The following is a 26,637-nucleotide window of genomic DNA, read 5'->3' as shown; positions in this document are numbered from 1 at the left end:
CCTCCCCCGGTCCGCCGAAGCAGCCGTTGAACCACCCCATGGACCTGCTGATAGCGAGGCATGGCCGAGCCCTCACTATGCAATAGAGAGGCAAAGAAAGCCACTCTCAAGCAAAATCGAAGGGCTGGGACGTCGTACGTGAGCGGTGGTGCGTCACACCTCCGACGGCAGGAAATCGGCGATCAGTTCGGCGAACTCGTCCGGCGCGGCTATCCGGACGCCGAGATCCTCGGCCTTGGTCCGCTTGGAACCGGCCTTCTCCCCGGCCACCAGGAGCGTGGTCCGCTTGGAGACACTGGACGACGACTTCCCGCCGGCCCGCTCGATCAGTTCGTTCATCTGGTTGCGGGACAGCTTCTCCAGCACGCCGGTCATCGCACCGGTGACCACGACGGTCATGCCGTCCAACGGCAGCCCGGCGCCCCCGGCCTCGGCAGCGGTCTTTGCGGGCTCCTCGCCGGGTGCGGGCGGCGGTGTCGCTCCGGGCTCCGTCATGTTGACCCCCGCGGCCACCAGCTTCTCGATGAGCGGTGCCAGCTCGGCGAGTTCCGCGACGACGCCCGCGGCCTTCTCCTTGCCGATGCCGTCGACCCGCTGGAGCTCCTCGGCGTCGGCGGCCCTGATCCGGTCCATCTCCGCGAAGTACCGGGCGATCCGCCGCGACATGGAGCGCCCGGTGCCGCGCACCCCCAGCGCGCAGAACACCCGGGAGAGCGGCTGGGTCCGGGCCGAGTCGATGGCGGCGAGGAGATTGTCCGTGCTCGTCTCGCCCATCCGTTCCAGGCCGAGCAACTGCTCCCGGTCGAGCGTGAAGAGGTCGGCGAAATCGGTCACCAGACCGGCGTCGACGAGCTGGACGACGCGGGTCGCGCCGAGGCCCTCGATGTCGAGCTGGTCGCGGCCCGCCGCATACGAGATGGAGGCGACGAGGCGGCAGTCCCGGCCCCGGACGCAGCGCCAGCGCTGCTCGCTGGTGTCGATCTCCGAGCCGCACTGCGGGCACGCCTCGGGGAAGACGACGGGCTGCTCGTCGCCGGTGCGCAGATGGGCGACGGGGGCCTCGATCCGGGGGATGATGTCGCCCGCCTTGTAGACCATGACGCGGTCGCCCAGCCGCAGATCGCGGCGGGTGATGTCGGCCGGGTTGTGCAGCGTGGCATAGCTGACGGTCGAACCGTCGATCTCGACCGGCTCCAGCACGGCGCGGGGCGCGATGATGCCGGTCCGGCCGACGTTCCATTCGACGGCGAGGAGCCGGGTGACCTTCTCGACGGCCGGGAGCTTGTACGCGATGGCCCAGCGGGGCGCCCTGCTCCCGGAGCCCGCCTCTCGCCGGTCGGCGGCGAGATCGGCCTTGATCACGATGCCGTCGATGCCGAACGGCAGCGAGGCACGCAGCGCGGCGATCTCCTCGACCCGGGTCTGCACCTCCTCCACCGTGGCGAGGGTGCGCGGCTCCACGTCCGTGTCCGCCGCGGTGTGGATGCCGAGGGCGGCGACGCGGGCGAGGACCTCGCTGTGCGGAAGGTCGTCGAGGGTGTCGGACAGGGCGCCGGACTCGGGCAGCGGCAGGGCGCCGTAGGCGAAGAACGTCATCTCCACCGTGTACGCCCGGTCCTTGGCGCGCAGCGTGCCCGCCGCGCCGTTCCTCGGATTGGCGAACGGCGTGCCGCCGTGCTCGGTGCGCACGGTGTTGGCCCGCTCGAACTGCTCGTTCGTCATGAGGATCTCGCCGCGCATCTCGATCGTCACCGGCTCGGCGAGCTGCTCGGGGAGCCCGACCACGGTGCCGATCGCGTGCGACACGTCCTCACCGGCGGTGCCGTCGCCGCGGGTGATCAGCTGCTCCAGACGACCCGCCCGGTAGCGGGCGGCTACCGCCAGGCCGTCGAGCTTCGGCTCCACGCTCCACGCCGCGACCGGTCGGCCTATGCGGCGCTCCAGGGACGCCGTCCAGGCGGCGAACTGCTCGGCCGAGAAGACGTTGTCCAGGGAGAGCATCGGCACCGTGTGCGGGACGTCCCCGCTCGCCGCGCCGCCCGCCACCTTGCCGGTCGGCGAGGCGTCCAGGACCTCCTGCGGGTGGTCCGCCTCGTAGGCGGCGATCCCCCGGGCCAGCCGGTCGTACGCGTCGTCGTCGAGCGTGCTCTCGCCCGTGGCGTAGTACGCGGCGGCGGCCCGCGACGCCTCTTCGACCGCGGCAGCGTAGGCGGCGGCATCGGCGAGCACAACAGCTGAGTTCGTCATGGCCCACATCCTGCCGTCCACCACTGACAACGCCGTCCCGACCGGCGGAGGCGCGGCTCAGTCGGCTGCCGGAACCGCTCCGTCCGCCTCGTCGGCGCGCCCGGTCCCGTCGTGCGCGCCCGTCCTCACGGCGCCGTCCGCCGCGCCCTGCGCGGCGAGCGGTACCTGCGGCCCCGAGCACTCCCGCAGCCAGCGCCGGAGCACCTGGTGCACCTGCTCCGCGCCCACCGGCTCGGCACCCCGTGCCGCGGGCGCAGACAGCTCCGCCGGCCACAGCAGGAACGGCCGGGACTGCTCACCACCCAGTCCTCCGTGCGAGCCGATCTGCTCCTCGAAGGCGTGCACGGTCCCCGTGCCGGTGTCGTACATGGAGTTCACCATGATGTCCGCGACGTGCGGAAAGGTGTCGGTGCGGCGCACCGCATCCGCCGCGCCCGGGCCGAACGGGGCCAGCGGCCCCTGCCCGTCCCGCAGCTCCGCCACCGGGATCTCGGCACCGTCGCGGCCCAGCACGACCGAGCCGTGCCGCTCGCTGCGGACCAGCAGGAAGCCGATGCCGGGGTGATTGGCGAGGGTGCCGAGCAGCGCGGGATGGCACCGGTCGAGCTGTTCGCGCGAGGCGCGTCCCTCGATGTCGGGGAAGGAGATCAGCCCGAGGTTGCCGGAGGCGAGCACCACCGGGTCGGACGGTTTCGCGCGGTGCTCCGCCTCCCCCGCCTCGACCGGCCGCCGGTGCAGGGCGGTCCGTACCGCGTCGCGCGCCTCCGAACCGCTGCGGGTGCGCTGCGCCCGCCGGGACACGGGCAGCCCGCAGCCCGCCCGCACCAGGTCCTTGAGCGTCAGCCCGTACGCCCCGGCGAAGGTCTCCCCGGGGCTCTGGCCGTGGTCGGAGAGGACCACGATCCGGTACCGGCGCGGAGTGTGCTCGGCGACCTTCGCGATCAGGGCGAGCGAGCGGTCCAGCCGGGCGAGCACCTTCTCGGCGTCCCGGCTGTGCGGTCCGGAGTGGTGGGCGACCTCGTCGTAGGCGACGAGGTCGGCGTAGACGGCGGTGCGCCCGGCGAACATGTCCCCCATGACCGCGGCGACCACCACATCGCGTTCGACGACGGTCGCGAAGGCGCGGATGAAGGGGTAGAGCCCGCCGCGCTTGATCCGGGGCGTGTCCTTGCGGACGCGGGCCCGCGTCGACTGGCCGATCTCTCGGCAGACCTCGGCGACGAAGGACAGCGCGGTGCGCACGGCGTTGGCCGGGTCGGAGAAGTAGGCGAAGTAGCCGGCCCGCGAGCGGCGGCCCTTGCCGAGCCGGGCCGCCATGGACAGGACCAGCGCCAGTTGGTCGGCGCCGCCGCTGAAGAGATTGCCGCGGCTGGCCCCGTCGACCGTGAGCAGTCCGCCGTCGTGCGTGCGGGCGATGGCCCTGCGCTGGAGTTCGAGGGCGCTCGCGGGCCGGCTGGAGACCATCACGTCGCCGGTCTCCTTCTCGTACCAGCGGAAGGCGGGGACGTCATGGTTGCTGCCGTGCAGGATGGCGAGTTGGCTGGCGCCGGTCTGGCTGGACCAGTCGGTGCGCCAGGGGGTGAGCCGGTGCCCCTCCTCGCGCGCGAGCCAATGCGCGACGGTCGGCATCAGGCCGGTGGCGGCGGCCCGGGCGAGCACGTCGTGGCCGACGCCGTCGAGCTGGATGAAGACGGCGCCCGGCGGTCCGCAGCGGCCGCCCGGCGCTCCGCTGCGTCGTCGCCGCCGGTCGGCGAGCCGGGACAGGCGTCGCCGGTAGGCGTTGTCGTCGCGGACGGCGAGCGCCGTGGAGGTCGCGGAGGCGACCGCGGACATGACGGCCGCGACGACGACCGCGGTCTGCGGGTCCGCGGCGCCGCGCCCGTCCGGGATGAGCCGCAGGGCGAGCAGCAGCAGGGAACCGTTGAGGAAGAAGACGAGGAGTCCGAGGACGAGTGCGGGCACGATGAGCAGCGCCCGTACCAGAACGGGCCAGACCAGGGCGGAGAGGAGGCCGAACGCGCCGGCGCCCCAGGCCGCCGCGAACGCGGTCCTGGTGGTGCTCACGCCGTCCGCCGACTGGATGTGGAAGTCCGGAAGGATCCCGGCGAGCACCAGCATCGTGAGCGTCGAGACCGCCCACACCACGACCACTCTCACCAGGGCGTTGCCGGCTGTTCGCCATCGCCCGTCACCCACGCCGCACCCACCTCACGTCCGGGCCCCGCCGTTCCGGGCCCTGCCCCCAGCCTTTCACAGGCGCACGGCGGGCCCCCGCTCCGACGGCGGCCGGGGCGGTCAGCAGCCGTCGTAGCCGGCGGTGGGCATGGAGAGCCTGCGGTGCACGCTCGCTTTCCTACCGGCGTTGTACGGCGGCTCGTCCAGTCCCACGATCTCCAGGCGCACACCGCGCCGCTCGCACTCCGCGGCGAACTCGGGCACCGAGGTGAGAGCGCGGGCCAGCACCCGGTCGTTGGCGGCGACGAACACCTCGACGTCGCCGCTCTCGACATCGGTCCACAGGGCGTGGTGGTCGGGGCGCAGCCCGTAGAAGCGGAGCTGCCGGGTGACGACGTAGCCCTTGTCGGCGGCCCAGCGGGCACACATGTCGTGCTGGCTGCGGGTGTCCACGAGGAACGGGTCGCTGTCGAGTTCTTCGAGGGGTGTGAGACTGGCGATGGCCGCCACCCTGACGTCCGCTGCGTCCCCCATGACCGTTCTCCCCGTGCTCGTGCCGCGACGGGCAGCGTCTGCCCGTCAAGGAGCGGCGTCCGGTGCGTGCTCCTGGTGTGCCGGACGGAAGTCCTCGTACGGGACGTACTCGGGCCGTCGGCCGGTGCGGCGATGTCGCGTGCCGGACGTCACACCGGGGGCGTGCGTTGCCTGCCGCGGCACCAAGCGCATCGGCGACCCTACCTCTCCCGCCCCTGCGCAAAAAGGCGCGCGTCTGGGACGGGAGGAGCGCGTCACACCGGGCGGGGCGGCCGTACACCCCGGCGCACCGGGCGGGACGGCCGTACACTCCGGCGCGCCGGGGCGGACGCCGGTGGCTGGGGGCGCACGCGGGGGCGGCTTTCCCCGCGTGCGGCGTCCCGTGCGACCTGTGCACCCCGGGGGCGCACGCGTGCGGCGGGATCGGGCGACGGGCGGGAGCCGGTCATCCGGGCCGTCGACCGCATTAGGCTCGGTCGTCGGAACCGAACAAGAGACCCGCGAACGAGGAGGCGCCGCGTGCCGGTGGAAGTCACCTGGTGGGGCCATGCCACCTGCACGATCGAGGACTCCGGGGTGCGGGTGCTGACCGATCCGCTGTTCGTGCGGCGGCTGGCGCACCTGCGACGACGCCGCGGCGAGCTGCCCGGCCCGGAGGCCGCGGCCGCCGATGTCGTGCTCGTCTCGCATCTGCACTCCGACCATCTGCATCCGCCGTCGCTGGCCCGGCTGGCAACGGGGACCCGCCTGGTCGTGCCGGTGGGTGCGATGCGGGCCGTGCCGGGGCTCCGGCGGCTGTGCGCGGCGCGCGGTCTGCGCGTCACCGAGGTGGCCCCGGGCGACGTGGTCCGGTTCGGCGGGACGCAGGGGATCCGGGTGCGCGCGGTTCCCGCGCTGCACGACGGCAGGCGGCTGCCCATGGGCGCGCAGCGCTCCCCCGCGCTCGGCTTCGTGGTCGAGGGCGAGGCGCGGACGTATTTCGCGGGCGACACCGGGCTCTTCGAGGACATGGCCCGGGCCGTCGGTCCGGTGGACGTGGCACTGCTGCCGGTAGGCGGTTGGGGTCCGTACCTGGGTCATGGTCATCTGGACGCGGGGCGGGCCGCCGAGGCACTTGCCCGGCTGGCGCCCCGGTCGGCGGTGCCGGTGCACTACGGCACGTACTGGCCGATCGGCATGGACGGGGTCCGGCCGCACGAGTTCCACGCGCCGGGTGAGGAGTTCGTCCGCAAGGCGGGACTGCTGGCGCCGGAGGTGGCCGTGCACCGCCTGTGCCACGGCGAGCGGGTGCGGCCGGAGGCCGCCAGGTGATCCAGGAGGTCGTGCGGCAGCTTCCCCCGGAGTCGACGCAGCAGGCGGTGGGCTATCCGTCCCTGTTCCTGCTGGTGTCCCTGGGATCGCTGGTTCCGGTGGTGCCGACGGGTGCGCTGGTGAGTTCCGCGGCGGTCGTGGCACTGCATCAGTCGTCGCCGTTCGCGCTCCTGATCGTCTTCGCGGTGGCCTCTGCCGCCGCGTTCCTCGGCGACATCTGCCTGTACTGGCTGGGGCAGCGCGGGGTGCGGTCGCGGAACGGCTCGAAATGGCTCCGGACGATCAACGACCGGGCCGCTCCGGAGCGGCTGGCGCAGGCGCAGCAGAAGCTGGACGAACACGGTGCGATGGTGCTCGTGCTGTCCCGGCTGATACCGGCGGGGCGGATTCCGGTGATGCTGGCCTGTCTGCTGGGCCGGATGCCGTTGCGCAGGTTCGCCCGGGGCGACGTGCCGGCCTGTCTGGCGTGGGCCGCGACGTACCAGCTCATCGGCATACTCGGCGGTTCGCTGTTTCCCGAGCCGTGGCAGGGGATGGCCGCCGCGGTGGGTCTGACGCTGCTGATCAGCGGGGGCCCGGCGGCGTGGCGCAGGATGCGGGCCCGGTTCGCCCACTGACGGCCCGGGGAGCGGGAGGGAGCGGGCGGACGGGGCGTCGTCGCCGAGGACGCGCGGGTCGGCGGTGCCGACGGGCCGGCTCCCTCAGCGGAGGCCGGCGAAGACCGCCGCGAAGACGCCCAGGGCCCGGACCACGTGCGGCAGATCCAGGGGCTCCGCCGCCGCGAGGGAGCGCGTCCGCTGTTCCGGGGTGGTCCCGAGCAGGGCTCCGGTCCCGAGCCGTACACGCAGCGCCCCCAGTTCGTCGCCGAACCGGTGGCCTCCCGGCGCGGGCGCCGCGAGACGTTCCGTCAGGTACTGCTCCAGTTCCAGGGAGTCGGTCACACCTCGTTCGGCCAGCGGTGATCTGAGCGGCTCCAGGTCGGCGTAGAGGTGACGTCCCGCCTGCGGGGGCCTGGCGAGTGCGCCCGCGGCGAGGACCGCGCGGTGGGCCGCGGCCCCGAGCGCGGCGTGGAGCGCGGCCGAACGGCGAATCCGTTCCGTGACGGATTCCGGTTCGCCGAGCGCGTGGGCGGCGGCCTCGGCGACGGGCCCGGCGACGTGGGCCCCGAGCGCGGTGAGGATGTCGAGGGTGCGGGCGCGCTGCTCGGCCGCCCGCCCGGTGTCCGGGAACCGCGCGATCGCGACCGGCCATGTGGACGGGGTCAGAGCCCCGGCGAGGTCGCAGACGACCGTGACGTCGTCCGGGCACATCTCGGCCGGGCTGAGCAGGACCGTGTCGTGCGGCCGGTGCAGGGTGTCGCGCCAGGTCTCGTCGCTGACGACGTGCAGCCCTTCGGCGACCGCCGCCTCGCACGCCTCGCGCACGAGTTCCGGCGGGGCCACGGTCGCGGTCGGGTCGTCGACGACGGAGATCAGCAGCAGCCGGGGCCTGCCGCCCTCGGCGCGCACCCTGCGCACGGTCTCCAGCAGCGCGTACGGATCGGGCACGCCACCGCACTCGGCGGGCGTCGGCACCTGGTAGGCGGGGCTGCCCAGCAGCCGGGCCTGCGGGATCCACGCGGCGGGGCAGGGGCGCGGCATCAGCACATCGCCCCCGTGGGCGGCGATCAGCGCGAGCAGCAGCGGCGAGGCCCCCGGCGCGGCCACGACGTGCTCCGGTCCGCCGCGCAGACCGCGCCGCCCCCAGTAGGCGGTGGCGGCCGCACGCAGGACCGCACCGCCGCCGGTCGGCTCGGGGGCGTCACGACCGGCCGCACCGGCGAGCACCTCGGCCAGTTCGGGCAGGACGGGCAGGCCGGGGCCGGGGGGCGGCGGACCGTATCTGACCGGACCGTGGTCCTCCCGTACGGCGCGGGCACCGCTCCCGCGCGCCGCCCGTCCGGTCCGTTCCCGTGCCATCCGGGCCTCCTTCCCCGCCGCTCGTCGCCGTACCCCGCCGTCCCTCGTGCCCGGGGACTTCGCACGGGGCCCAGGGCCTTTATACGAGGGTTCCGGTGGCCCCGCCCGCCCGGCAGGGCGTGGGCGGGAGGGCCGACGGCCGGAATCAGCCGGCGAAGGGCGTCCCCGGCATGCCGTGTCCCACGCCCGGCAGGACCAGCAGCGACCCGGACAGAGGATGCGGGGCGGCCAGTCCCGACCGGGCCGAGGTGACGTAGAGGTCGCGCAGGTCCGTGCCGCCGAAGGCACAGGCCGTCGGGCGCCGTACCGGCAGTTCGACGATCCGGTCCAGCGAGCCGTCGGGCGTGTAGCGGCGTACCGCCGAGCCGTCCCACAGGGCCACCCAGACGGCTCCGTCGGCGTCGACGGTCAGCCCGTCGGGGAAGCCCGCGCCCTCCTCGACGGTGGCGAACGGCCTGCGGTCGACGGCGTGCTCGCCGTCGAAGTCGAAGACGTCGATACGGCGCGTGGGGGTGTCGATGTAGTACATCAGCCGCCGGTCCGGACTCCACCCGATGCCGTTGCTGCACGCCACCACGGGCAGTAGCGGGGCGACCGTGCCGTCGGGGGCGACGCGGAAGAGGCTGCCGCCGGTCGGGGAGCCGTCGTAGCCCATGGTCCCCGCCCACAGCGCCCCGTCCGGGGCGACCCCCGCGTCGTTGCCGCGGCGGCCGGGCACGGGGTCGTGGACCAGCCAGCGGAAGGCGCCGTCCGGGTCGTACAGGCCGATGCCGTCGCGCAGATTCACCACGAGTCCGCCCGCCGCGCGCGGCTTGGCGGCGCCGACGTGCTGCTCGGTTGCCAGCACCGTACGACGGCCGCTCGCCGGGTCGTAGGTGTGCACGCGGGCGGAGAGGATGTCGACCCAGATCAGCCGGCCGACGGTCGGATCCCAGGTCGGGCCCTCGCCGAGCTCGGCCTGTTCGGGTACGGCCACGTCCAGACGCGCGGAACTCATGTGTGCCCCTCGTGGAGTCCGCCCCCGCCGGGGTCACCGGGGCCGAAGGTCCGGAAGCGGGCCGCCCCTTCGCGCGCCCGCCCCGGCGGATGACGGGTGCGGATACGGAGAGTCCGGTCCTGGACCGGAATCATGACCGCAGCGTAATCACCCCGCGCGCGCACCGGCAACGGCGCGGGGGCCGCGCCCGACGCCCCCGCCGTCGCCGATCGGCCCCTCCCCCGGTACCGCGGCCGGAGGGTCCACCGGCGCGCGGCGCCCGGACGGTCCTCCGCCGACCGATCCCCCACCATCCCCCTATCCCATTCAGCGAGACGGTCGTCTCAATATTCGACCGGGCGCGTACGGTGTCGGCACCGATCAGTTCTTCGCACGGCTCGCGTCCGGGCAGCACGCCCCGAGGAAGGATCCACCGTCATGCCGAGGAAGACCGCCGTCTACACACACGGCCACCACGAGTCGGTCCTGCGCTCGCACCGCTGGCGCACCGCCGCCAATTCCGCGGCGTACCTGATCGGCGAACTCCGCCCCGGCGTCTCCGTGCTGGACATCGGCTGCGGGCCCGGCACCATCACCGCCGATCTCGCGGCGATGGTCGCACCCGGCCGGGTGACCGCCGTCGACACCACCCGGGAGATCCTCGCCCGAGCCGCCGGGGTTGCGGCCGAACGCGGCCTGGACAACGTCGAGTTCACCATCGCCGATGTGCACGCCCTGGGGTTCGCCGACGACTCCTTCGACGTCGTCCACGCCCATCAGGTGCTCCAGCACGTGGGCGATCCGGTGCTCGCCCTGCGCGAGATGCGGCGCGTCTGCCGACCGGGCGGCATCGTCGCGGTCCGCGACAGCGACTACGCGGCGATGGCCTGGTACCCCGAGGTCCCGGGTCTGGACACGTGGCAGGAGCTGTACCGCCGGGTGGCCCGCGCCAACGGAGGGGAACCGGACGCCGGGCGCCGGCTGCTCTCCTGGGCGCGGCGGGCCGGCTTCACCGATATCACTGCGACCGCCGGCACCTGGTGCTTCGCCACTTCGGACAGCCGGGCCTGGTGGAGCGGGCTGTGGGCGGAGCGCACGGTCGGCTCGGACTACGCGCGGCAGGCCGTGGAGGGCGGCCACGCCGACGCCGGGCGGTTGGAGGCGATCGCCGCGGCCTGGCGCGAGTGGGGCGCACAGGACGACGCCTGGTTCATGGTCCCGCACGGCGAGGTGCTCTGCCGGGCCTGATGTGCGCCAACTACCCTGATCCGCATGGACATTCTGGGAACCACGCTGCGTATCTGCGTCGACGACCTGGAGGCCGCCGTGGCCTTCTACGAGGACCTCACGGGCAGTTCCGCGTTGCGCTTCGAGCGCGGCGGGGTGTCGGTCGCCGCGATCAGCTGCTTCCTGCTGATGAGCGGGCCGGAGTCGGAACTGGAGATCCTGCGCAAGGTCACGGCGACGATCGCGGTCGAGGACGTCGACGCGGCGCATGCCTCGCTCGTCCGGGTCGGTGCCCAGATCATCGCGGGCCCGGTGGCAACGCCGGTGGGCCGCAACCTGATCGCCCTGCACCCGGACGGCTCCGTCTTCGAGTACGTGGACCGGAACCCGGGCGTCTGACCGGCCCGTCCGGGCGTCGGCCACCGCGGACGAGAGGGTCCGACGCGCCGACGGCCCGGCCCGTGGCTCCCGAAGCGGGCGCGGGCCGGACCGTCCACGGCGTCACGTCCCGGGACGCATCCGGTAGTTGTACCGGTCCGGAATCGCCTCGTCGGTGAGCTCGGCCCAGACCTCGTCGAGAACTTCGGAGCCCTCGCGCAGATCGGCGACCTCGAAGCCCTCGTCGAAGACGGCACGGGCGGCGGCGCGGTCGCCCTCGGCGATCAGCAGCCGTGCCTCCAGCAGGCGGAAGCGGCCCCGTCGCCGGGTGCTCCCGGGCAGGCCGGACCACACCGTCCGGGCCGGCTGCGGCCGTTCCGCCGTCAGCAGCGCCTCGATCGCCTCACGGCCGAGCGCCGTCGTGGCAGCCGCCCATGCCTCGTCGTGGTCGCCGTCGCCGGGGCGTTCCTCCCGCAGGGCGTCGAACGCCTCGGCGTACAGATCGGCGGCCCGGTCCCGCTGGGCGCCCTCCCCGGCGGCGACGGCCAGGCAGCGCAGCAGCGGCCAGCGGGACGTCGCCCGGACCAGTCCGCGTTCCCAGCTGCGGACCGCCTGGGCGCGGTCGCCCGCGTGCCACTGCGCGACACCGAGGTGGTACTCGGTGAGCGGTTCGGCGGGAGCGGTCTCCAGCATGTCGCGCCAGTGGGTCGAGACCGGGGTGGGGCCGGGCGGCGCCGGACGGGGCGGTCCGGGGAGGGTGCCCTGATCGAGCAACTCCAGCCAGGGGAGCTGCTGTTCGCCGAGGGTCTGTTCGGCGAAGGGGGTGCCGGGGAGGTGGTACGCGCCCCGCCGGACCTCCAGGGCGCCCCAGCCGGATCCGGTCGCGAGCGACTCCCCGGGCTCGGTGTCGGCGCAACGTCGCCAGGCGGCGTACGCGGCGTCGACATCGGCGCGCGGCAGTGCCTCGGCGAGCCGTCGCCCGGTCTCGGCGCGGGCCACCGCCCAGTCGTCGCCGTGCACGGCACCGGGGTCGGCGGACAACGGTCCGTAGGACTCCAGCCAGCTGAACTCGCCGCCCGGTTCGAGCGGTACGTGTTCCAGCTGGGTACGGGCCAGTCCGGCCTGCATCTCGGCGTAGCCCCCGGTGCCGGGTTCGGTGAGCCATTCCTGCCAGCGCCGCCCGCCCGGACCACTGCCCCACAGGAACAGTTTCCGGCCGCGCAGCAGGTCGGTCGACGTCTGGACGAGTCCGTGCCCGTCCGCGTCGAGGGAGGCGATCCAGCGGCGGGCGCCGTCGGGAACCTCGTAGAAGTAGTCGGCGGGGTGGTCGCCGCGCGACGGGTACGTGCGGTCGTCGGAACCGGTCCCGGGGACGGGGACCCGGGTCAGGGTGCGTTCGTAGCCGAAGTGCCATGCCTCGTCGGCCGGGGCCAGGACCCGGCTGCTTTCGTCCTCGGGGACGGCGATGTTGGACCACCAGTAGACGGGCGCGGTGTGCTCGTGCGGGTTACGTATCCGCACTCCGACGTGCAGGAAATCGGAATCCTCGGGCAGCCACAGGTCCACCTGGAAGGGCAGGTCGCGCAGCCGCTCCCACTCCCACAGGCGGAGCATGTCGCCGCCGTCGGGGCCGGGCACCCGGGCCGCGTGCAGCGGCGCGCAGGAGAGGGTGGTGTGGCCGGTGGCCCCGATGTTCCACTCGATGCCGCCGGAGAACCAGGCGCCGTTGAGCGCGAAGTCGGCGGGCTGGAACACCGGGTTGGTGTAGAGGAGTTCACGGCCGGTCGGCTTGTGGTGGAGGGAATGGACCCGGCCGCCGAGTCCGGGCAGGACGGTGGCCCGCAGCCGGTCGTTCTCGATGACGACGGCATCCAGCCGGGTGGGCACGCGTGTGCGTCCGTACCCGTCGAGGACACGCACCGGCAGCACGGTCGTCAGTGCTCCGAAGCCGATCTGGCGTGCCATGTCGCGTGGCAGCCGGGCCCGGTCGCGGGCGTCGACCACATGCGTTTCGTCGAGCGGGCGCAGTGCGGGCAGTGGGTTCTCCGGGCCCAGTGGCGCGGCCGGCAGAGTCAGTACGGCACGTCGTACGGTCGTGGCCAAGGCAACCTCGTTCCCTCGCACGGGCCGCCACGGGTCCGGGCGCGCCCGATGACCATCGAACACGCTGGAAGGCCGCCCGACCAGGGTGCTCGCACCGTAAATGCGGATGCGCTCCGCACTCGCCTCCGTACCCTTGGCCCTCCACGGTTCACGAGCGGAATGCGGAGTGGGACACACGATGAGCACGCAGCACACCTACCGAGTGATCGTGCGCGGCACCTGGGACGGCCTGACGGACGAGGCGCGCGCCCGGCTGCTGTCCGAGGTGGACGAGCACGGGCTGAGCGCGATGCGGTTCACCGAGGAGGGATCGCTCGCGTACGACCGTGTGCTGAAGCACTTCAGCTTCCGATTCGCCGTCGTGTCGGACGCCGCGGACGGCGAGGAGATGGCGTCCGCGATCGCCGAGGACCGGGCCGAGGCGTTGCTCAAGAAGCTCGGCTGCGGCCACGGCGAACTGCGTTCCACCGCGACGGACATGGACACCATGAAGATCAACCGCAAGGGCGGGCGGTCGTCGGCCTCGGTGTGACACCCGTGCCGGGGGCGGTTCCGCCGCCCGCTTCGGGACGGCGGTGCGTCCCGCCCGTCGCGGACACCGGGCCGCGGGCCGGATCCGCGGATCGCCGCGTCCCGGCGGGCGCGCGGCCGTGTCCGCGGTGTCACGGCCGGGACGACGCCGGACGCCCGCCCCCGGACATCCGGCGCAGGTCCGCTCGGACCAAGGGCTGTCCCGCAATCCGTGATGGACCGGTGCGCGGCGTCAGATGTGGTGCATCGCAAGGCGAAGGGACGTCCGCATACTGGACGTATACGGACGTCCCGACAACGCGGCGAGGTGCCGCAGCTGTCGTCGCGCACCCGCCAGGGATTACGGGACAGCCCTCAGGTGCACCTCCGGCTCGTACAGGTCGAGCCAGGTCGCGAGGTCCAGGGTGCGTTCCAGGCCCCGGCGGGACGCCATGGTGATCTGGGGCGCCTCGTGGTCGGCCGCCTTCTGCAATCGGTCGCGGTCGACCAGATCGAAGACCTGGTGGTCCGGGCGGGCGAGCAGGTCGCGGGCGTGCTCCTGGAGCGCGACGGCGTACTTCGGGTCCTGGGTCGACGGGTAGGGGCTCTTGGTCCGCTCGTACACGGACCGGGGCAGCACGTCCGCGACGGCCTCGCGCAGCAGGCTCTTCTCCCTGCCGTCGAAGGACTTCAGGGCCCAGGGGGCGTTGTAGACGTACTCGACGAGCCGGTGGTCGCAGAACGGGACCCGGACCTCCAGGCCGACGGCCATGCTCGCCCGGTCCTTGCGGTCGAGCAGGACGCGCACGAACCGGGTCAGGTGGAGATGGCAGATCCGGCGCATGCGGTACTCGAAGTCGCTCTCGCCGTCGAGCCGTTCGATGCCGGCGACGGCGGAGTCGTAGCTGTCGCGGACGTACGACTCCAGGTCGAGGGCGCTGTTCACGTCGTCGCGGAGCAGGCCCGCGTCCTCGCCGAAGTGCTCGGTGAACCGGACGAGCCAGGGGAAGGTGTCGGCCCGGCGGGCCTCCTCGTCGAAGAACTGGAGGTAGCCCCCGAAGACCTCGTCGGCCGACTCGCCGGACAGTGCGACGGTCGAGTGCTCGCGGATGGCACGGAAGAGCAGGTAGAGCGAGGTGTCCATGTCGCCGAGACCCATCGGTATGTCCCGGGCGCGGATCATGCGGGCGCGCACGTCGGGATCGGCGAGCGTCTCCGGGTCGAGCACGATGTCGCGGTGGACGGTACCGGACAGCCGGGCCACGTCGTGGACGAAGGGGGTGTCGGGGGTGGTGCGCAGCGAGTCGGCGACGAAGTTCTCGGTCCGGCCGACGAAGTCGACGGCGAAGGTGCGGACCTTTTCGCCGCTCTCGGCGAGCCGACGGGCGGCGAGGGCGGTGACCGAGGACGAGTCGAGGCCGCCGGAGAGGAGGATGCAGCGCGGGACGTCGGAGACCAACTGGCGTCGCACGATGTCGTCGAGCAGGGACCGTACGGTGGCGATCGTGGTGTCCCGGTCGTCGGAGTGCGGACGGGTCTCCAGCCGCCAGTAGACGTGCCGGCGCAGGCCGCCGCGGTCCACGGTGACGACGGTGCCGGGCTCCACCTCGTACATGCCGTCCCATACGGCGTGGCCGGGGGTCTTGACGAGGGTGAACAGTTCCCGGAGCCCGTCGAGGGTCACCCGGGGCCGGACCAGCGGGTTGGCGAGGACGGCCTTGGGCTCCGAGCCGAAGAGCACCCCGTCGGGTGTCGGCCGGTAGTAGAAGGGTTTGACGCCCATCCGGTCGCGGATCATGACGAGCTTGTCGTGGCGGCTGTCCCAGAGGGCGAAGGCGTACATGCCGTTGAGCCGTTCGGCGACGGACTCGCCCCATTCCAGATAGCCGTGCAGCACGACCTCGGTGTCCGAGTCGGTGCGGAACCGGTGTCCGCGGGCGCTCAGCTCGCTGCGCAGTTCGGTGAAGTTGTACGCCTCGCCGGAGTAGACGAGGGCGATGTCGCCCTCGGGCGTGGAGACGGACATGGGCTGGCGCCCGCCCGGCAGGTCGATGATCGCAAGCCGACGGTGACCGAGCCCCGCGTGCTCGGCGGTCCAGGTCCCCCGGTCGTCGGGACCCCGGCAGGACATGGTCTCCGTCATCGCGTCCAGCGTCGCGGTGTTCTCGGCTGCCCGCAGATCACGGTCGAAGGAGACCCAGCCGGCGATGCCACACATACGTCCTCCCGATTCGGTCCCGGCCGGGATGGCGGTCCTCCGCACGGTGACGCCCCGAGGAGCGGCGTGCCGAGAGCGAGAGCCCGGCAAAAACCAGTTGTATTGAGCAGCTATATGACGAGCCTCCGCCCGGGAGTACGTACGGTCAACACGAGCGTCGCGTCGGCGGGGACGGCTCCTGACACTTTCGGCCGCCGCTTTTCCGTTTCTCTACGGAATACCGCACTCCGCTCCCCGTGACCACGGCCCGCTGCGGCCTTCGGGGATGCCGATCCGGCCACGGGCAAAAACTTGTCCAATCCGGTGCGTCCGACGGAGTGGGCCCGGCATCGACCCCGGCGGCCCCTGGGCCCGACCGGGAGTGCCGGACGGGCCCGCGCCCGGCGGGCAGGGGCTCCGGTCGGCAGCGATTGTCAGTATCCGGACCCGGACATGATGCCGTGTTCGGGGCGTGTGGGCGGAGAGTGTTTCGCTCGGCTCGCCGTCGGCCTCGGCATCTCGGCCGTGATCGCCCACCGCTCGTGGTCGCGCCAGGCCCCGTCGATGAAGAGGAAGTCCGGCGAGAAGCCCTCGCGGCGGAATCCGGCCCGGCGGACGAGGGCGAGCGAGGCCCGGTTGGCGGGCTGGATGTTGACTTCGAGGCGGTGCAGGTCCAGCGGTCCGAAGGCGTGGCGCAGCACCAGTTCCAGTCCTTCGCTCATCAGTCCGCGGCCTGCGGCGTGGGCGAAGGCGCCGTATCCGAGTGCCCCGCAGCGAAACCCTCCGCGCACGATGTTGTTGATGTTGATGAAACCGGCGATCCGACCGTCGGCGGGGCGCTCGCCGCTCGCGTTCCGACGGTCCGGGCGGTCTCCCGCCGCCGCCCCGTCCCGTCGGCCCCGTCCGCGCTCGGGCACGTGCACACGTGCGTGTTCGTCGTCGTGTCCGCGTTCGCGTTCGCAGACCAGGAAGCCGGTCCTCGCGGGGTCGTCGGCGAGCCGTCCGGCGTAGACGGCGTACGCGGTGACGTCGGTGGGCGGGAAGAGCCATGGGTGATGCAGTTCCCGGCTCTCGCGCACGCGGGCGGTGAACTCCTCGGCGTCCCCCGGGTCGTAGGGGCGGATCGCCGTACGACGCCCCTCGGCCAGGTAGTCGGTCTCGGGCACCCGGCAAGTTTAACGATCCGGGGAGCGGTGGGGGGCCCACTCCCCACCGCTCCCCAGATCGTAGGACCGTCCCGTCGTCCCGGCGGTGCCGCGAGCTCTCGCCGCGCCCCTGCCGGGACGACCGGGCGGCCCTCGGCGCGGTGACCGGTCTCGTTCTCCCGGGCACACGTTGCCGGCCGGGGCACGCATGCGGAACCGGAAGGGGGTCACCGGCTCGGTGGCGCGTGCCTCACTCCTTCCCGCCACCCACCACCGGCAGCTCCAGGACACCGGTGTCCTCCGGCGCGCTGACCACCGTGACCGGCTTGATGCCGCGATTTCCCGAGTAGGCGCTGTCGCTGGCGGCGATCACGAATTCGAGTCGGTGCCCCGCCTCGTACCGGTGGACGATGCCCGGCAATTGCACGGTGAACGGACGGGTGACGTCGGGCACCCGCACCGGGGCGACGAGCCGGTTCACCAGTGACTTCCTGCCGTCCGGCGACACGTCGTACACCTTTGCGAACAGAACGAGCTTGTCGGCGGCGTCACCGCTGTTCTGCACACGCTCCGTCTTCGGCGAGACGACTTTCAGGGTGGCCTTCGGCGCCCCGACGACGTCCATGGCGGAAATCAGTGGGGCACTGGTCCAACCGAGGTAGGTGCCCTTGATGTCGTACGGCTCCGGGTCGGGCAGCCCGACGGGACCGGCGAGCGAATTCTCCGAATGGCTGGTGGGGACCAGCCGATTGGCGTACTGGCGGCTGCCCCGGACCACCTGGGAGCGGCTGTCGACGAGCTTCCCGTCGCCGGAGAGGTACAGCGTCCGGCTCGGGGCCGGCAGGGCGGCGGCGGTGCCGTAGCCGCTCCGCCAGTCGCGGTAGTAGGCGAACTCCGGCCCGGTGTCCGTGTTCGTCCGGTGCCGGAGATAGCGGTCGAACCAGGCGAGGACGCGCTGTCCGACGTAGCTGGTCTCCAGCGTGTCCTTGCCCAGGTCGAGTTCGCCGGGGGCCTGGCCGCCGCTGTGCCCCCATGCCTGCCAGATCATCTTGATGGTGGTGCCCTGCGCCTTGAGCGCCCGGTAGGTGGCGGTGGCCTCGTTGAGGTTGAACAGGCTGTCGGCCTGCCCCTGGACGAGCAGGGTGGGCGCCTTCACCTTCCCGAGGTGGCCGACGGGCGAGACGCTGCGCGCGTAGTCGAGCATCGAGGCGGTCCGGTCGGCGGGGAAGCGGCCGGAGTTGAGCAGCCGGATGGTGTCGCAGGCCCGGGTCGCGAAGTGGAGGCAGGTGAGGTTGTTGAACCGGGAGGGATCGAGGCTCGCGTTGAGGATCGTCTGCCCCTCCCCCAGGAGGTAGAAGCCGTTGGTCCACTGCCACTTGAAGACGCCTGCGGTGTCGGAGGAGACACCGGCACGGGTGGCGGCGTTGTTGGGGGCGAGCGCGTAGGCCAGATCGTTCCAGGTGATCAGGGGCACGAGGGCGTCGACCCGGTGGTCGACGGCGGCGGTGGCCAGCTGGATGGCGCCGCCGTACGAGCCGCCGATCATGCCGACCCTGGGGTCTCCCCCGCCGTCCTGGGTGACGTAGTCGGCCACGGTGCCGTCGTCGGCGGGGCGCGTCCCTGCGAGGAAGTCGACGAGCGCGGCCGCGGCCCGGCCGTCGATCTGCGGATCGTCGAGCGTGATGAGGCAGCCGGACTTGCCGAAGCCGAGTCCGGAGTAGACGAGGCCGACATAGCCGCGCTCGGCGAACGCCCTGCCGATGCCGTCGGTCGTGCCGTCCGACTTGCTGCCGCCGAAGCCGTTGGTGGCGAGAACGGCGGGGGCCCGGTGCCGCGCGTCGACACCGGCCGGGCGGTACAGATCGGCGTCGACGGTGCACGGGCGCCCGCCGGTGTCCACGGTGAACTTCAGCGGTGTGACCTTGTACGAGGCGGTGTCGGCGGCGGCCGTCCCGGCCGCGCCCCCGAGCACCAGCGGCGCGGCGAGCGCAGTGGCGGCCACGGCCACGACCGACGTCCGGGACAGCGTCCGGCGACCGGACCGGGGGCGGAAAACACGACGTGCCACGAAGACCTCCACACCAAGGAACTTACCGACCAGTAAGAACTGGGCCGCGCTCATGCTGTGATACACGTCACAGCAGTGTCAACGACCGGGGCGACGTTTCCTGAAGGGTGCTCAACTTCTTCGCACTTCACGCCCCGTCCGGACCGCACCGACACCGCACCGGACCGAGGCGGATCGGTCCGGTGCGGTGTCGGTGCGGTGTCGGTGCGGTGTCGCTGCGGTGTCGCTGCGGTGTCGTACAAAGAGCTCAGACCAGGGCGGGCACCTCGGCGGTGAGGGTGGCGGGGCCGCCGTCGGCGGGTGCGTCCAGCACGGCGGGGACGCCGAGCGGAATCGTGAGCGCCGTCGGTCCGTGCCCGAAGCCCAACTCCTCGACGACGGGGACCCCCAGTGTGCCGAGCCGGTCGGCGAGGACCGCCCGCACCTGCTCGTACGGCCCGCAGCCCGCCCAGGAGCCGCAGGCCACCCCGGAGATCCCGGCGAGCGCGCCGGCCCGCAGCAACTGGGTGAGGATGCGGTCGATGCTGTACGGGTCCTCGGTGGTGTCCTCGATCACCAGCAGCCCGCCCCGGGCGGTCGTCCGGGCGGTCGGGGTCCCGATGTCGGCGGCGAGCAGGCTCACGCAGCCGCCGTAGGTGACGCCGCGTGCCCGGCCGGGGAACAGTGCCCGCGCCCCGGGAAGTCCGAGCGTCCGGACCGTTTCCGGCTCGAACAGGGTGGCGCGCAGGGACTCCTGGGTGTCCGGGTCCTTGTGGAAGGTGTCCGCCCCCACCATCGGGCCGTGCAGGGTGACGAGCCCCGTGTGCCGTGCGAACGCCTCGTGGAGCACGGTGATGTCGCTGTAGCCGACGAACACCTTGGGTCCGGCGGCACGCATCGCCGCCCAGTCGACGAGGTCGACCATGCGATGGGCACCGTAGCCCCCGCGGGCGCAGAGCACCGCGTCGACCGACGGGTCGCACCACGCCTCCTGGAGGTCCCGCGCCCGCGCCTCGTCCGTACCCGCCAGGTAGTCCAGTTCCCCGTGCAGGTCACGGGCGTGCGGTGCCACCACCGGTTCCAGGCCCCAGCGCCGCAGGATGTCGAGTCCGGGCCCCAGGCGGTCGGCGGGGACGGGCCCGCTGGGCGACACGACGGCGACCCTGGCACCGGGGCGCAGCCGCGCGGGGCGGGTCAGGGGTTCGAGGGTCATCGCTTCAGCTCCAGCCTCGGCACGTCCGGGCAGTCGAAGCCGAACGTCTGCCCGTACAGGGAGAGTTCGGCCTCCAGGGCACGGATCATGGTGTCGGCCCGGCGGAACCCGTGACCCTCCCCCTCGAAGGCGAGGTATGCGTGCGGGATGCCGAGCCCCTCGACCGCGGCAAGGAACCGCTCGCACTGGATGGGCGGGCAGATCGGGTCGGCGAGTCCCTGGAGCAGCAGGAAGGGGGTGGTCAGGTGTGCGGTGCGGCTGACCGGGGACCGGTCGCGGTAGCGGTCGGGGACCACGGCGAGCGGGCCGACCAGGGATTCCAGGTACCGCGACTCGAAGTCGTGGGTCTCGTCCGTGCCCCAGCCGGTCAGATCGAGGATGGGGTAGATGATGGTGCCGCAGGCGTAGACGTCGGTGCCGGTCAGTGAGGCGGCGCTGGTCCAGCCGCCGGCGCTGCCGCCCCGGATGGCGAGCCGTCGCGGGTCGGCCGTGCCCTCGGCGGCCAGCGCCCCGGCGACGGCGGCGCAGTCCTCCACGTCGACGACGCCCCACTGTTCGCGCAGCCGGTTGCGGTAGGCGCGGCCGTATCCGGTGGAGCCGCCGTAGTTGACCTCGGCGATGCCGATGCCGCGCGAGGTGAAGTAGGCGATCTCCAGGTCGAGTACGAGCGGGGCGTGCCCGGTCGGTCCGCCGTGGGCCCAGACGACGTACGGCGGCAGTTCGCCGTCGGGGCCGGTGCGGTCGGGGTTGCGGGGCGGGTAGATGTGGGCGTGGATCTCGCGGCCGCCGGGGCCGGTGAAGGTGCGGGCCTCGGGACGCGGGTAGTGGGCGGGGTCGACGGCGTCCCGGTGCGGGCTGCCGATCACGCGGGTGCGGCCGGTCGTGGTGTCCAGTTCCACCACCTCGTAGGCGCTGTGCGGGCTCGCGGCGATACCGGTGATCCGACTGCCGTGCACGGCGAGCGTGTCGGCCCATTCGGTCCAGGGCCCGGCGACGTCGGCGAGTTCGCCGGTCTGCGGGTCGAGGACGCCGAGCGTGGTGGTGCCGCTGCCGTGGACGGTGGCGATCAGGCCGTTGTCGAGCGGCCGGAACCAGTTGAGGCCGATCTTCCAGAGCGGTCCGGCGAACTCCTCCGCCCGCTCGCAGAGCGCGACGGCATCGTGCCCCGGGTCCATGCGGTACAGGTTCCACCAGCCGCTGCGGTCACTGGCGAACAGGAGTTGTCCGTCCGCGTCCCACTCGATCTGCGGGATGGACTCCTCCGGGCCGCCCGCGAGGCACCGGGGGTGCCGGAGCGTGCCGTCGTCGGCGACGTCCGCGAGCATCACCTCGGTGCCGTCCCACGGCATGCGCGGATGGTCCCAGGCGATCCAGGCCGCCTGCCGCCCGTCCGGCGAAAGCCTGGGTCCGGTGACGAACCGGTGGCGGCCGTCGGTGAGTTCGCGCACCGCGGAGCGGTCGTCGGCCGCCGATCCGTCCAGCGGCACGGCGGCGATCACCCGGCGCAGCTCGGTGGGGCCCTCGCCGGTGAACTCCTCCAGGACGCACCACACCTCGCCGTGCCCGCCGCGGCCGAGGTGGATCTCCGGGTCGACCCAGCGCAGTCCGCCGCCGACGGCGGAGAGCGGGGTGAGCGGTCTGGGTTCGCCGGGGCCGTCGGGCTCGTGGGCGTAGAGCCGTTGGTCGGCGAAGTCGACGAAGACGACGAGGGGGCCGCCCTCGTCACGGACGGCGCCGGCCCAGGGCCGTCCGCCGTACTCGATGACGCGGCTCCGTACGTTCCACGGCGCGGGCAGTACACCGGTGCGGGTCCCGTCCGCGTGCCGGCGGACCAGGGCGCGGCGGCCCGCCTCGGCCGGACGCGGTTCCGTCCACCACACCTCGTCGCCGACGGTGCCGACATACTCGGGCCGTCCGTCGTACGAGGCGGCGAGAGCGGCGTCGATCGGGGAGGGCCATGTTCCGTGGGCCCCTGTGGGCTGCATGTTCGAATCCCTCTGTGGCTGGTCAGGCGGTGCGCAGGTAGTGGTCGAGGACGCGGACGCCGAAGTGCAGCGCGTCGATCGGGACGCGTTCGTCGACTCCGTGGAACAGTGCCTGGTAGTCGAAGCCGATGGGCAGCTTCAGCGGCGAGAACCCGTAGCCGGTGATGCCGAGCCGGGAGAACTGCTTGGCGTCCGTGCCGCCCGACATGCAGTACGGCACGACGTGGCCGTCCGGGTCGAAGCGCTCGATGGCGGCGCGGAGTTTGGCGAACGTCGGCGAGTCGACCGGGGCCTGCAACGGGACCTCGCGGTGGTGGAACTCCCAGTCGACGTCGGGTCCGGTCAGCCGGTCCAGGGTGTCGTGGAACTCGTCCTCGCCCCCGGGGAGCATCCTGCCGTCGATGAAGGCGGTGGCGTGGCCCGGGATGACGTTGACCTTGTACCCGGCCTCCAGCATGGTCGGGTTGGAGCTGTTGCGGACGGTCGGCGCGACCAGGGCGGCGGCCGGTCCGAGCTTGCCGAGCAGTTCGTCGACGTTGAAGCCGGGGGCGTCGAGGTCGGGGTGGATGCCGTGCAGGGCGGCGAGTTCGGTGAGTGCGGCACGGACGGTCGGGGTGAGGCGGACGGGCCAGGTGTGCTCGCCGATGCGGGCGACGGCCGCGGCGAGCGCGGTGACCGCGTTGGACGTGTTGACCTTGGAGCCGTGCCCGGCCTTGCCGTGCGCGGTGAGCTTCAGCCAGGCCGTGCCGCGTTCGCCCGCGGCGATCGGGTAGAGCGGCAGGTCCGGTCCGGCGTGGAAGGTGAAGGCCCCGGACTCGCTGATGCCCTCCGTGCAGCCCTCGAAGAGCGGGGCGTGCCGGTCGGCGAGGAAGCCGGACCCGTCGTCGGCGCTCGCCTCCTCGTCGGCGGTGTAGGCGATCACGATGTCGCGGCGGGGGCGGACGCCGGCCCGCGCCCAGGACCGGGCGACGGCCAGGACCATGGCGTCCATGTTCTTCATGTCGATGGCGCCGCGCCCCCAGACGACGCCGTCGCGGACCTCGCCGGAGAAGGGGTGCACCGTCCAGTCGGCGGCCTCGGCGGGGACCACGTCGAGGTGGCCGTGGACGAGGAGGGCGTCGGCGGACGGATCGGTGCCCGCGATCCGGGCCACCACGTTGGTGCGCCCCGGGGAGCGTTCCAGCAGGGTGGGTTCCAGACCGGCGTCGGCGAGCCGTTCGGCGACGTACTCGGCTGCCGGGCGTTCGCGGCAGTCGCCGCCGCCCCGATTGGTGGTGTCGATCCGGATCAGTTCGGAGGTGAACGTCACCACTTCGTCGAGCGCCTGTGCGTCGACGGTCTCCCGGCGGTCGGTCGGCTCAGCCATATTGTTCCTCCACGGCGGACGACACGAGCGTGGTCACCGCCTTGAATGTGCGAATACCCTCGTACATCGTCGCGCTGGTGTAGCTGACGCGCCGCTCACCGGTCGGCGTCACGCCGGGGACGACGGTGGCCGCGCCCGCGAGGTGTTCGGCGTCGAACTCCAACTCGATGGTGAAGGGGCCGCCCTCCACCGGCGTGTGCCGTACGGCCAGGGCGGTCGCCTCCCCGGCCGCGGCGCGGATGTCCGCGGCGGTCCGGGCCGGGGTGCGGCAGACCGCCGCGTACCGTGACACGTAGTCCTTGACCGCGACCTTGCGCGCCTCGGGCGCGTAGCCCTCGGCGTCCGCGCAGGTCAGGTCGTCCCCGGTGACGAGAACGACCGGAACGCCGTACTCCGCGACGACGTGGGCGTTGAGCAGCCCCTCGCTCGCGCGGACGCCGTCGAGCCAGACACCGGTGATGGAGTTCGCCAGGTAGGTGTGGGCGAGAACCCCTTCCGCACCGGCGCCGGTGTGGTAACCGACGAAGGCGATGGCATCGACGTCACCGTGCTGGACGCCCTCCACCATGGACAGGGATTTGTGCCGGCCGGTGAGCATCTGCACCCGGTCGTCGAGCCGTTCCAGCAGGAGGTTGCGCATCGACCAGTGGGCCTCGTTGACGAGCACCTCGTCGGCGCCGCCGTCGTAGAACCCGAGCGCCGCCGCGTTCACGTCCGAGGTGAACATGGCACGGCACCGCTCCCACTGGGGGCTGCCCGGCAGCACATCGGCGGGCCAGGTCACGCCGGTTGCGCCTTCCATGTCCGCGCTGATCAGGATCTTCATGATGAGTCCGTCTTCTTACAGGTCCGGGGCTGTCTGGGCCGGTTGCGGCACCCGTCGTCGGCATCGGTTCGCGAAGTCGACGAGCAGGCACCCGAATCGGCGTCCCCATACAAACATCCATGCAGGCCGGCCGTCTCCCCTCCTGCGTCACCCGGCAGGAACGAGATCATCCGGAAGCACCTTCCGGCCCCGCGGCCGACGACCGCGATGTTCGCCCCGGCCGACGTCGGACACAGCCGGCCGCGGCGCCCGTGGAGCCCGATCGCGTCATGCGCGTGCGGCACCGCGAGGAGCCGTGGCAGGTGTCCGCCCCCTCACGGAACCGGGGCGCGCGGCGGGGCGATCACGACGCCACGACCGGCGTGCCGAGACTCCGGACATTCCACGCGGCCCGCCGTGCCCCTGCGGTCCCGCCTTGACAGCACTCCCCCGTCGAGACCATGATTCCATTAATTGACTAATGGAATTGAGGCGAAGTGCATGGCCGACGCATTCACTCCGGACGGCGTGTTGGGCGCCTGGGCGCTGGAGGCTCGCGGTCTGGGTAAGCGGTACCGCCGCGGCTGGGCGCTGCGCGACTGCTCGTTCCGGCTGCCGGCCGGGCGGATCTGCGGTCTCGTGGGCCCCAACGGGGCGGGAAAGAGCACCCTGTTGGGGCTCGCCACCCGGCAGGTGCAGTCGACGGAGGGCGAACTCCGCATCTTCGGGGTACCGGTGGACGATCCTGCCGTCATGCCGAGGTTCGCGTACCTCGGGCAGGACAAGCCGCTGTTCAAGGGCTTCACCGTGGCCGAGACACTGCGCATGGGCAGCGAGCTGAACCCCGGTTGGGACGCGGCCGCGGCGGAGCGCATCGTGCGGGCGGGCGAGGTCCCGATGGGTGCCCGGGTCGAGACGCTCTCCGGTGGCCAGCGCACCCGCGTGGCGTTCGCGCTCGCCTTCGGCAAGCGGCCCGATCTACTGCTTCTCGACGAGCCGATGGCCGACCTGGACCCGCTGGCCCGGCACGACATGAGCGCCCTGCTGATGTCGGAGGCAGTCGAACGCGGAACCACCGTGGTGATGTCCTCGCACATGCTGTCCGAGCTGGAGGACATGTGCGACTACCTGCTGGTACTCGCCGATGGCCGGCTCCGGATGGCGGGTGACGCGGACGCGCTCGTCCCGGCGCACTCGCTGGTGACGGGGCTTGCGCCCGAGGGGGACCCGGTCGCCGCGCTGGCACCCCACACGGTGATCGAATGCCGTGTCCAGGGAAGGCAGTTCCAGGCGCTGGTGCGGCCGAACGGCCCTATGCCCGCCGACTGGGTCGTCGCCGAACCCGGCCTGGAGGAAGTCCTGCTGGCGCATCTCCGCTCGCCCGACGCGCCCCCGTTGTTCACACCCGGTGCCCGCGTCGACGCCGAAGGGATCCACAGCGCATGAGCTCCACCCTCACCGATACCGAAAGCTCCAGGACGGGTTCAAAGCCCGGACGCCGCATGCTGAGCGGGCTGAACTGGCTCGTCGTACGCCAGCACCGGACCGCGCTGCTCGGCGTGGTCGCGGTGGCGGTCGTCGGCTCGGGCTGGCTCATCTACCAGCGCGGCAAGATGGTCCGGGCGCTCGAAGCGGCGGGCTGGCCGGACAAGGAGCTCGCACAGCCGACGTTCAACTCCGCAGGGGGCGGCCTCACCCTCACCGCGCTGAGCGCGCTGCCGTTGCTCCTCGCCGTGTTCCTCGGCGCCCCGTTGATCGCGGGCGACCAGGAAAACGGCACGGCGCAACTGGTCACCACCCAGTCCGTCTCCCGGCGCCGCTGGATCACGGCCAAGCTCGCCTGGTGCTACTCCGCCGTCCTGCTGACCAGTGCGGTGCTCTCGGTGATCTTCACCTGGTGGTGGAAGCCGCACCGCTCGGTGTTCCAGAGCCCGTGGTCGGAGGGGGACATCTTCGACAACACCGGCCCGATGTTCCCCGCGTTCTGCCTGTTCCTCACCGCCGTCGGGATCACCATCGGCCTGCTGCTGCGCCGCGTCCTCGCGTCGATGGCCGTCACCTTCGTCCTCGCCTCGATCTTCGAGGTCGCCTGGGGCGAGGTGCGCATGTACCTGGCGCCGTCGCGCACGTTGACCTACCCGCTCGAAGGGAACCTGCCCGCGCAACTGAGCGAGTCGTACGAACTGGACCGCTGGATCGGCTCGGCCGACGGCCACCTCTACGGCTGGGGGCTGTGCGCCAAGACCACCGAGGCGGCCTCGGACGCCTGCGTGAAGAAGAACGGCATCGTCAACAACGTGATCGAGTACCTCGGGTTCGACCAGATGCCGGCGATGCAGTGGACCGGGGCGGGCATCCTGCTCGCGGCCACAGCCGCACTCACCGCGTTCACGGTGTGGCAGGTCTCGCGCCGCCCTCTGTAGGGCGTACCGGCGCGGGTTGGTCACGTATGGTTTCGGC

20 protein-coding genes are annotated in these 26,637 nt (G+C 72.6%); 7 read left to right on the top strand and 13 right to left on the bottom strand.

The window, feature by feature from the left end; all coding sequences use genetic code 11:
* Positions 1-153: 153 nt before the first annotated feature.
* The 3 genes from ligA to ACFC79_RS10270 form a co-directional block, all read right to left on the bottom strand.
* Positions 154-2,247, bottom strand: coding sequence for an NAD-dependent DNA ligase LigA (gene ligA, locus ACFC79_RS10280; protein ID WP_376237694.1), 2,094 nt, complete (start codon positions 2,245-2,247; stop codon positions 154-156).
* Positions 2,248-2,304: 57 nt separating this feature from the next.
* Complete coding sequence (locus ACFC79_RS10275; RefSeq protein WP_376237691.1) at positions 2,305-4,443, bottom strand: alkaline phosphatase family protein; 2,139 nt, start codon at positions 4,441-4,443, stop codon at positions 2,305-2,307.
* Between the two features lie 99 nt (positions 4,444-4,542).
* Positions 4,543-4,956: a hypothetical protein gene (locus ACFC79_RS10270; RefSeq protein WP_376237689.1), complete on the bottom strand. Its 414-nt coding sequence runs from the start codon at positions 4,954-4,956 to the stop codon at positions 4,543-4,545.
* 519 nt (positions 4,957-5,475) lie between these two features.
* On the opposite strand from ACFC79_RS10270, the gene ACFC79_RS10265 reads away from it, so the two are divergent.
* Entirely contained in the window at positions 5,476-6,267 is a 792-nt protein-coding gene (locus tag ACFC79_RS10265) for an MBL fold metallo-hydrolase (protein ID WP_376237687.1), read from the top strand.
* Positions 6,264-6,884, top strand: coding sequence for a DedA family protein (locus tag ACFC79_RS10260; RefSeq protein ID WP_376237684.1), 621 nt, complete (start codon positions 6,264-6,266; stop codon positions 6,882-6,884). The genes ACFC79_RS10265 and ACFC79_RS10260 overlap by 4 nt, the downstream gene beginning before the upstream one ends.
* Positions 6,885-6,968: 84 nt before the next feature.
* On the opposite strand, the gene ACFC79_RS10255 is transcribed toward ACFC79_RS10260, so the two are convergent.
* Together ACFC79_RS10255 and ACFC79_RS10250 are read right to left on the bottom strand one after the other, a co-directional pair.
* Complete coding sequence (locus ACFC79_RS10255; RefSeq protein ID WP_376237682.1) at positions 6,969-8,225, bottom strand: aminotransferase class I/II-fold pyridoxal phosphate-dependent enzyme; 1,257 nt, start codon at positions 8,223-8,225, stop codon at positions 6,969-6,971.
* 145 nt (positions 8,226-8,370) lie between these two features.
* Positions 8,371-9,222, bottom strand: coding sequence for an SMP-30/gluconolactonase/LRE family protein (locus tag ACFC79_RS10250; protein WP_376237679.1), 852 nt, complete (start codon positions 9,220-9,222; stop codon positions 8,371-8,373).
* Between the two features lie 417 nt (positions 9,223-9,639).
* Here ACFC79_RS10250 and ACFC79_RS10245 point away from each other — a divergent pair, with 417 nt between their 5' ends.
* Both ACFC79_RS10245 and ACFC79_RS10240 read left to right on the top strand, forming a co-directional pair.
* Positions 9,640-10,449, top strand: a complete 810-nt coding sequence (locus ACFC79_RS10245) for a class I SAM-dependent methyltransferase (RefSeq protein ID WP_376237676.1) — start codon at positions 9,640-9,642, stop codon at positions 10,447-10,449.
* Positions 10,450-10,473: 24 nt separating this feature from the next.
* Complete coding sequence (locus ACFC79_RS10240; RefSeq protein ID WP_376237673.1) at positions 10,474-10,827, top strand: VOC family protein; 354 nt, start codon at positions 10,474-10,476, stop codon at positions 10,825-10,827.
* Positions 10,828-10,929: 102 nt separating this feature from the next.
* On the opposite strand, the gene ACFC79_RS10235 is transcribed toward ACFC79_RS10240, so the two are convergent.
* Positions 10,930-12,909, bottom strand: a complete 1,980-nt coding sequence (locus ACFC79_RS10235; RefSeq protein WP_376237671.1) for a DUF5107 domain-containing protein — start codon at positions 12,907-12,909, stop codon at positions 10,930-10,932.
* Positions 12,910-13,087: 178 nt separating this feature from the next.
* Here ACFC79_RS10235 and ACFC79_RS10230 point away from each other — a divergent pair, with 178 nt between their 5' ends.
* Positions 13,088-13,441, top strand: a complete 354-nt coding sequence (locus ACFC79_RS10230) for a DUF6204 family protein (protein ID WP_376237668.1) — start codon at positions 13,088-13,090, stop codon at positions 13,439-13,441.
* A 339-nt stretch (positions 13,442-13,780) separates the two neighbouring features.
* Here ACFC79_RS10230 and asnB read toward each other — a convergent pair whose 3' ends face one another.
* The 7 genes from asnB to ACFC79_RS10195 all read right to left on the bottom strand — a co-directional run bounded on the left by asnB (position 13,781) and on the right by ACFC79_RS10195 (position 24,198).
* Positions 13,781-15,637: an asparagine synthase (glutamine-hydrolyzing) gene (asnB, locus tag ACFC79_RS10225; RefSeq protein ID WP_376237666.1), complete on the bottom strand. Its 1,857-nt coding sequence runs from the start codon at positions 15,635-15,637 to the stop codon at positions 13,781-13,783.
* A 413-nt stretch (positions 15,638-16,050) separates the two neighbouring features.
* A complete protein-coding gene (locus tag ACFC79_RS10220) occupies positions 16,051-16,782 on the bottom strand; it encodes a GNAT family N-acetyltransferase (protein ID WP_376237663.1) in 732 nt (243 codons plus the stop codon).
* 229 nt (positions 16,783-17,011) lie between these two features.
* Positions 17,012-18,841, bottom strand: a complete 1,830-nt coding sequence (locus ACFC79_RS10215) for a CocE/NonD family hydrolase (RefSeq protein WP_376237661.1) — start codon at positions 18,839-18,841, stop codon at positions 17,012-17,014.
* 235 nt (positions 18,842-19,076) lie between these two features.
* Positions 19,077-20,021: an LD-carboxypeptidase gene (locus ACFC79_RS10210; protein WP_376237658.1), complete on the bottom strand. Its 945-nt coding sequence runs from the start codon at positions 20,019-20,021 to the stop codon at positions 19,077-19,079.
* Positions 20,018-22,006, bottom strand: coding sequence for a prolyl oligopeptidase family serine peptidase (locus ACFC79_RS10205; protein WP_376237656.1), 1,989 nt, complete (start codon positions 22,004-22,006; stop codon positions 20,018-20,020). Before ACFC79_RS10205 ends, ACFC79_RS10210 begins: the two co-directional genes overlap by 4 nt.
* Positions 22,007-22,028: 22 nt before the next feature.
* The gene (locus ACFC79_RS10200) at positions 22,029-23,372 is read right to left on the bottom strand and encodes a M20/M25/M40 family metallo-hydrolase (RefSeq protein WP_376237654.1); all 1,344 of its coding nucleotides are present in this window, start codon (positions 23,370-23,372) and stop codon (positions 22,029-22,031) included.
* Positions 23,365-24,198 carry a M55 family metallopeptidase gene (locus ACFC79_RS10195; RefSeq protein WP_376237652.1) on the bottom strand — a complete coding sequence of 278 codons (834 nt, stop codon included), beginning with the start codon at positions 24,196-24,198 and terminating at the stop codon, positions 23,365-23,367. The genes ACFC79_RS10200 and ACFC79_RS10195 overlap by 8 nt, the downstream gene beginning before the upstream one ends.
* A gap of 480 nt (positions 24,199-24,678) precedes the next feature.
* Here ACFC79_RS10195 and ACFC79_RS10190 point away from each other — a divergent pair, with 480 nt between their 5' ends.
* Positions 24,679-25,623 (top strand): ABC transporter ATP-binding protein, encoded by a 945-nt coding sequence (locus tag ACFC79_RS10190; protein WP_376237649.1) that lies wholly within the window; start codon positions 24,679-24,681, stop codon positions 25,621-25,623.
* Entirely contained in the window at positions 25,620-26,600 is a 981-nt protein-coding gene (locus tag ACFC79_RS10185) for an ABC transporter permease (RefSeq protein ID WP_376237646.1), read from the top strand. The genes ACFC79_RS10190 and ACFC79_RS10185 overlap by 4 nt, the downstream gene beginning before the upstream one ends.
* The last annotated feature ends 37 nt before the right edge of the window (positions 26,601-26,637 follow it).

The organism is Streptomyces sp. NPDC056061, from assembly GCF_042266885.1.
In the GTDB taxonomy this organism is placed as follows: domain Bacteria; phylum Actinomycetota; class Actinomycetes; order Streptomycetales; family Streptomycetaceae; genus Streptomyces.
Note: the sequence above shows the minus strand (reverse complement) of the source record. Positions and strands in the feature narration are given on the sequence as shown.

Bases quoted from the DNA above. Each gene is read 5' to 3' on its own strand.
- ACFC79_RS10250 (WP_376237679.1), bottom strand. From the start codon at position 9,222: ATGAGTTCCGCGCGTCTGGACGTGGCCGTACCCGAACAGGCCGAGCTC.
- ACFC79_RS10255 (WP_376237682.1), bottom strand. From the start codon at position 8,225: ATGGCACGGGAACGGACCGGACGGGCGGCGCGCGGGAGCGGTGCCCGC.
- ACFC79_RS10245 (WP_376237676.1), top strand. From the start codon at position 9,640: ATGCCGAGGAAGACCGCCGTCTACACACACGGCCACCACGAGTCGGTC.
- asnB (WP_376237666.1), bottom strand. From the start codon at position 15,637: ATGTGTGGCATCGCCGGCTGGGTCTCCTTCGACCGTGATCTGCGGGCA.
- ACFC79_RS10200 (WP_376237654.1), bottom strand. From the start codon at position 23,372: ATGGCTGAGCCGACCGACCGCCGGGAGACCGTCGACGCACAGGCGCTC.
- ACFC79_RS10230 (WP_376237668.1), top strand. From the start codon at position 13,088: ATGAGCACGCAGCACACCTACCGAGTGATCGTGCGCGGCACCTGGGAC.
- ACFC79_RS10195 (WP_376237652.1), bottom strand. From the start codon at position 24,198: ATGAAGATCCTGATCAGCGCGGACATGGAAGGCGCAACCGGCGTGACC.
- ACFC79_RS10205 (WP_376237656.1), bottom strand. From the start codon at position 22,006: ATGCAGCCCACAGGGGCCCACGGAACATGGCCCTCCCCGATCGACGCC.
- ACFC79_RS10270 (WP_376237689.1), bottom strand. From the start codon at position 4,956: ATGGGGGACGCAGCGGACGTCAGGGTGGCGGCCATCGCCAGTCTCACA.
- ACFC79_RS10210 (WP_376237658.1), bottom strand. From the start codon at position 20,021: ATGACCCTCGAACCCCTGACCCGCCCCGCGCGGCTGCGCCCCGGTGCC.
- ACFC79_RS10190 (WP_376237649.1), top strand. From the start codon at position 24,679: ATGGCCGACGCATTCACTCCGGACGGCGTGTTGGGCGCCTGGGCGCTG.
- ligA (WP_376237694.1), bottom strand. From the start codon at position 2,247: ATGACGAACTCAGCTGTTGTGCTCGCCGATGCCGCCGCCTACGCTGCC.
- ACFC79_RS10185 (WP_376237646.1), top strand. From the start codon at position 25,620: ATGAGCTCCACCCTCACCGATACCGAAAGCTCCAGGACGGGTTCAAAG.
- ACFC79_RS10240 (WP_376237673.1), top strand. From the start codon at position 10,474: ATGGACATTCTGGGAACCACGCTGCGTATCTGCGTCGACGACCTGGAG.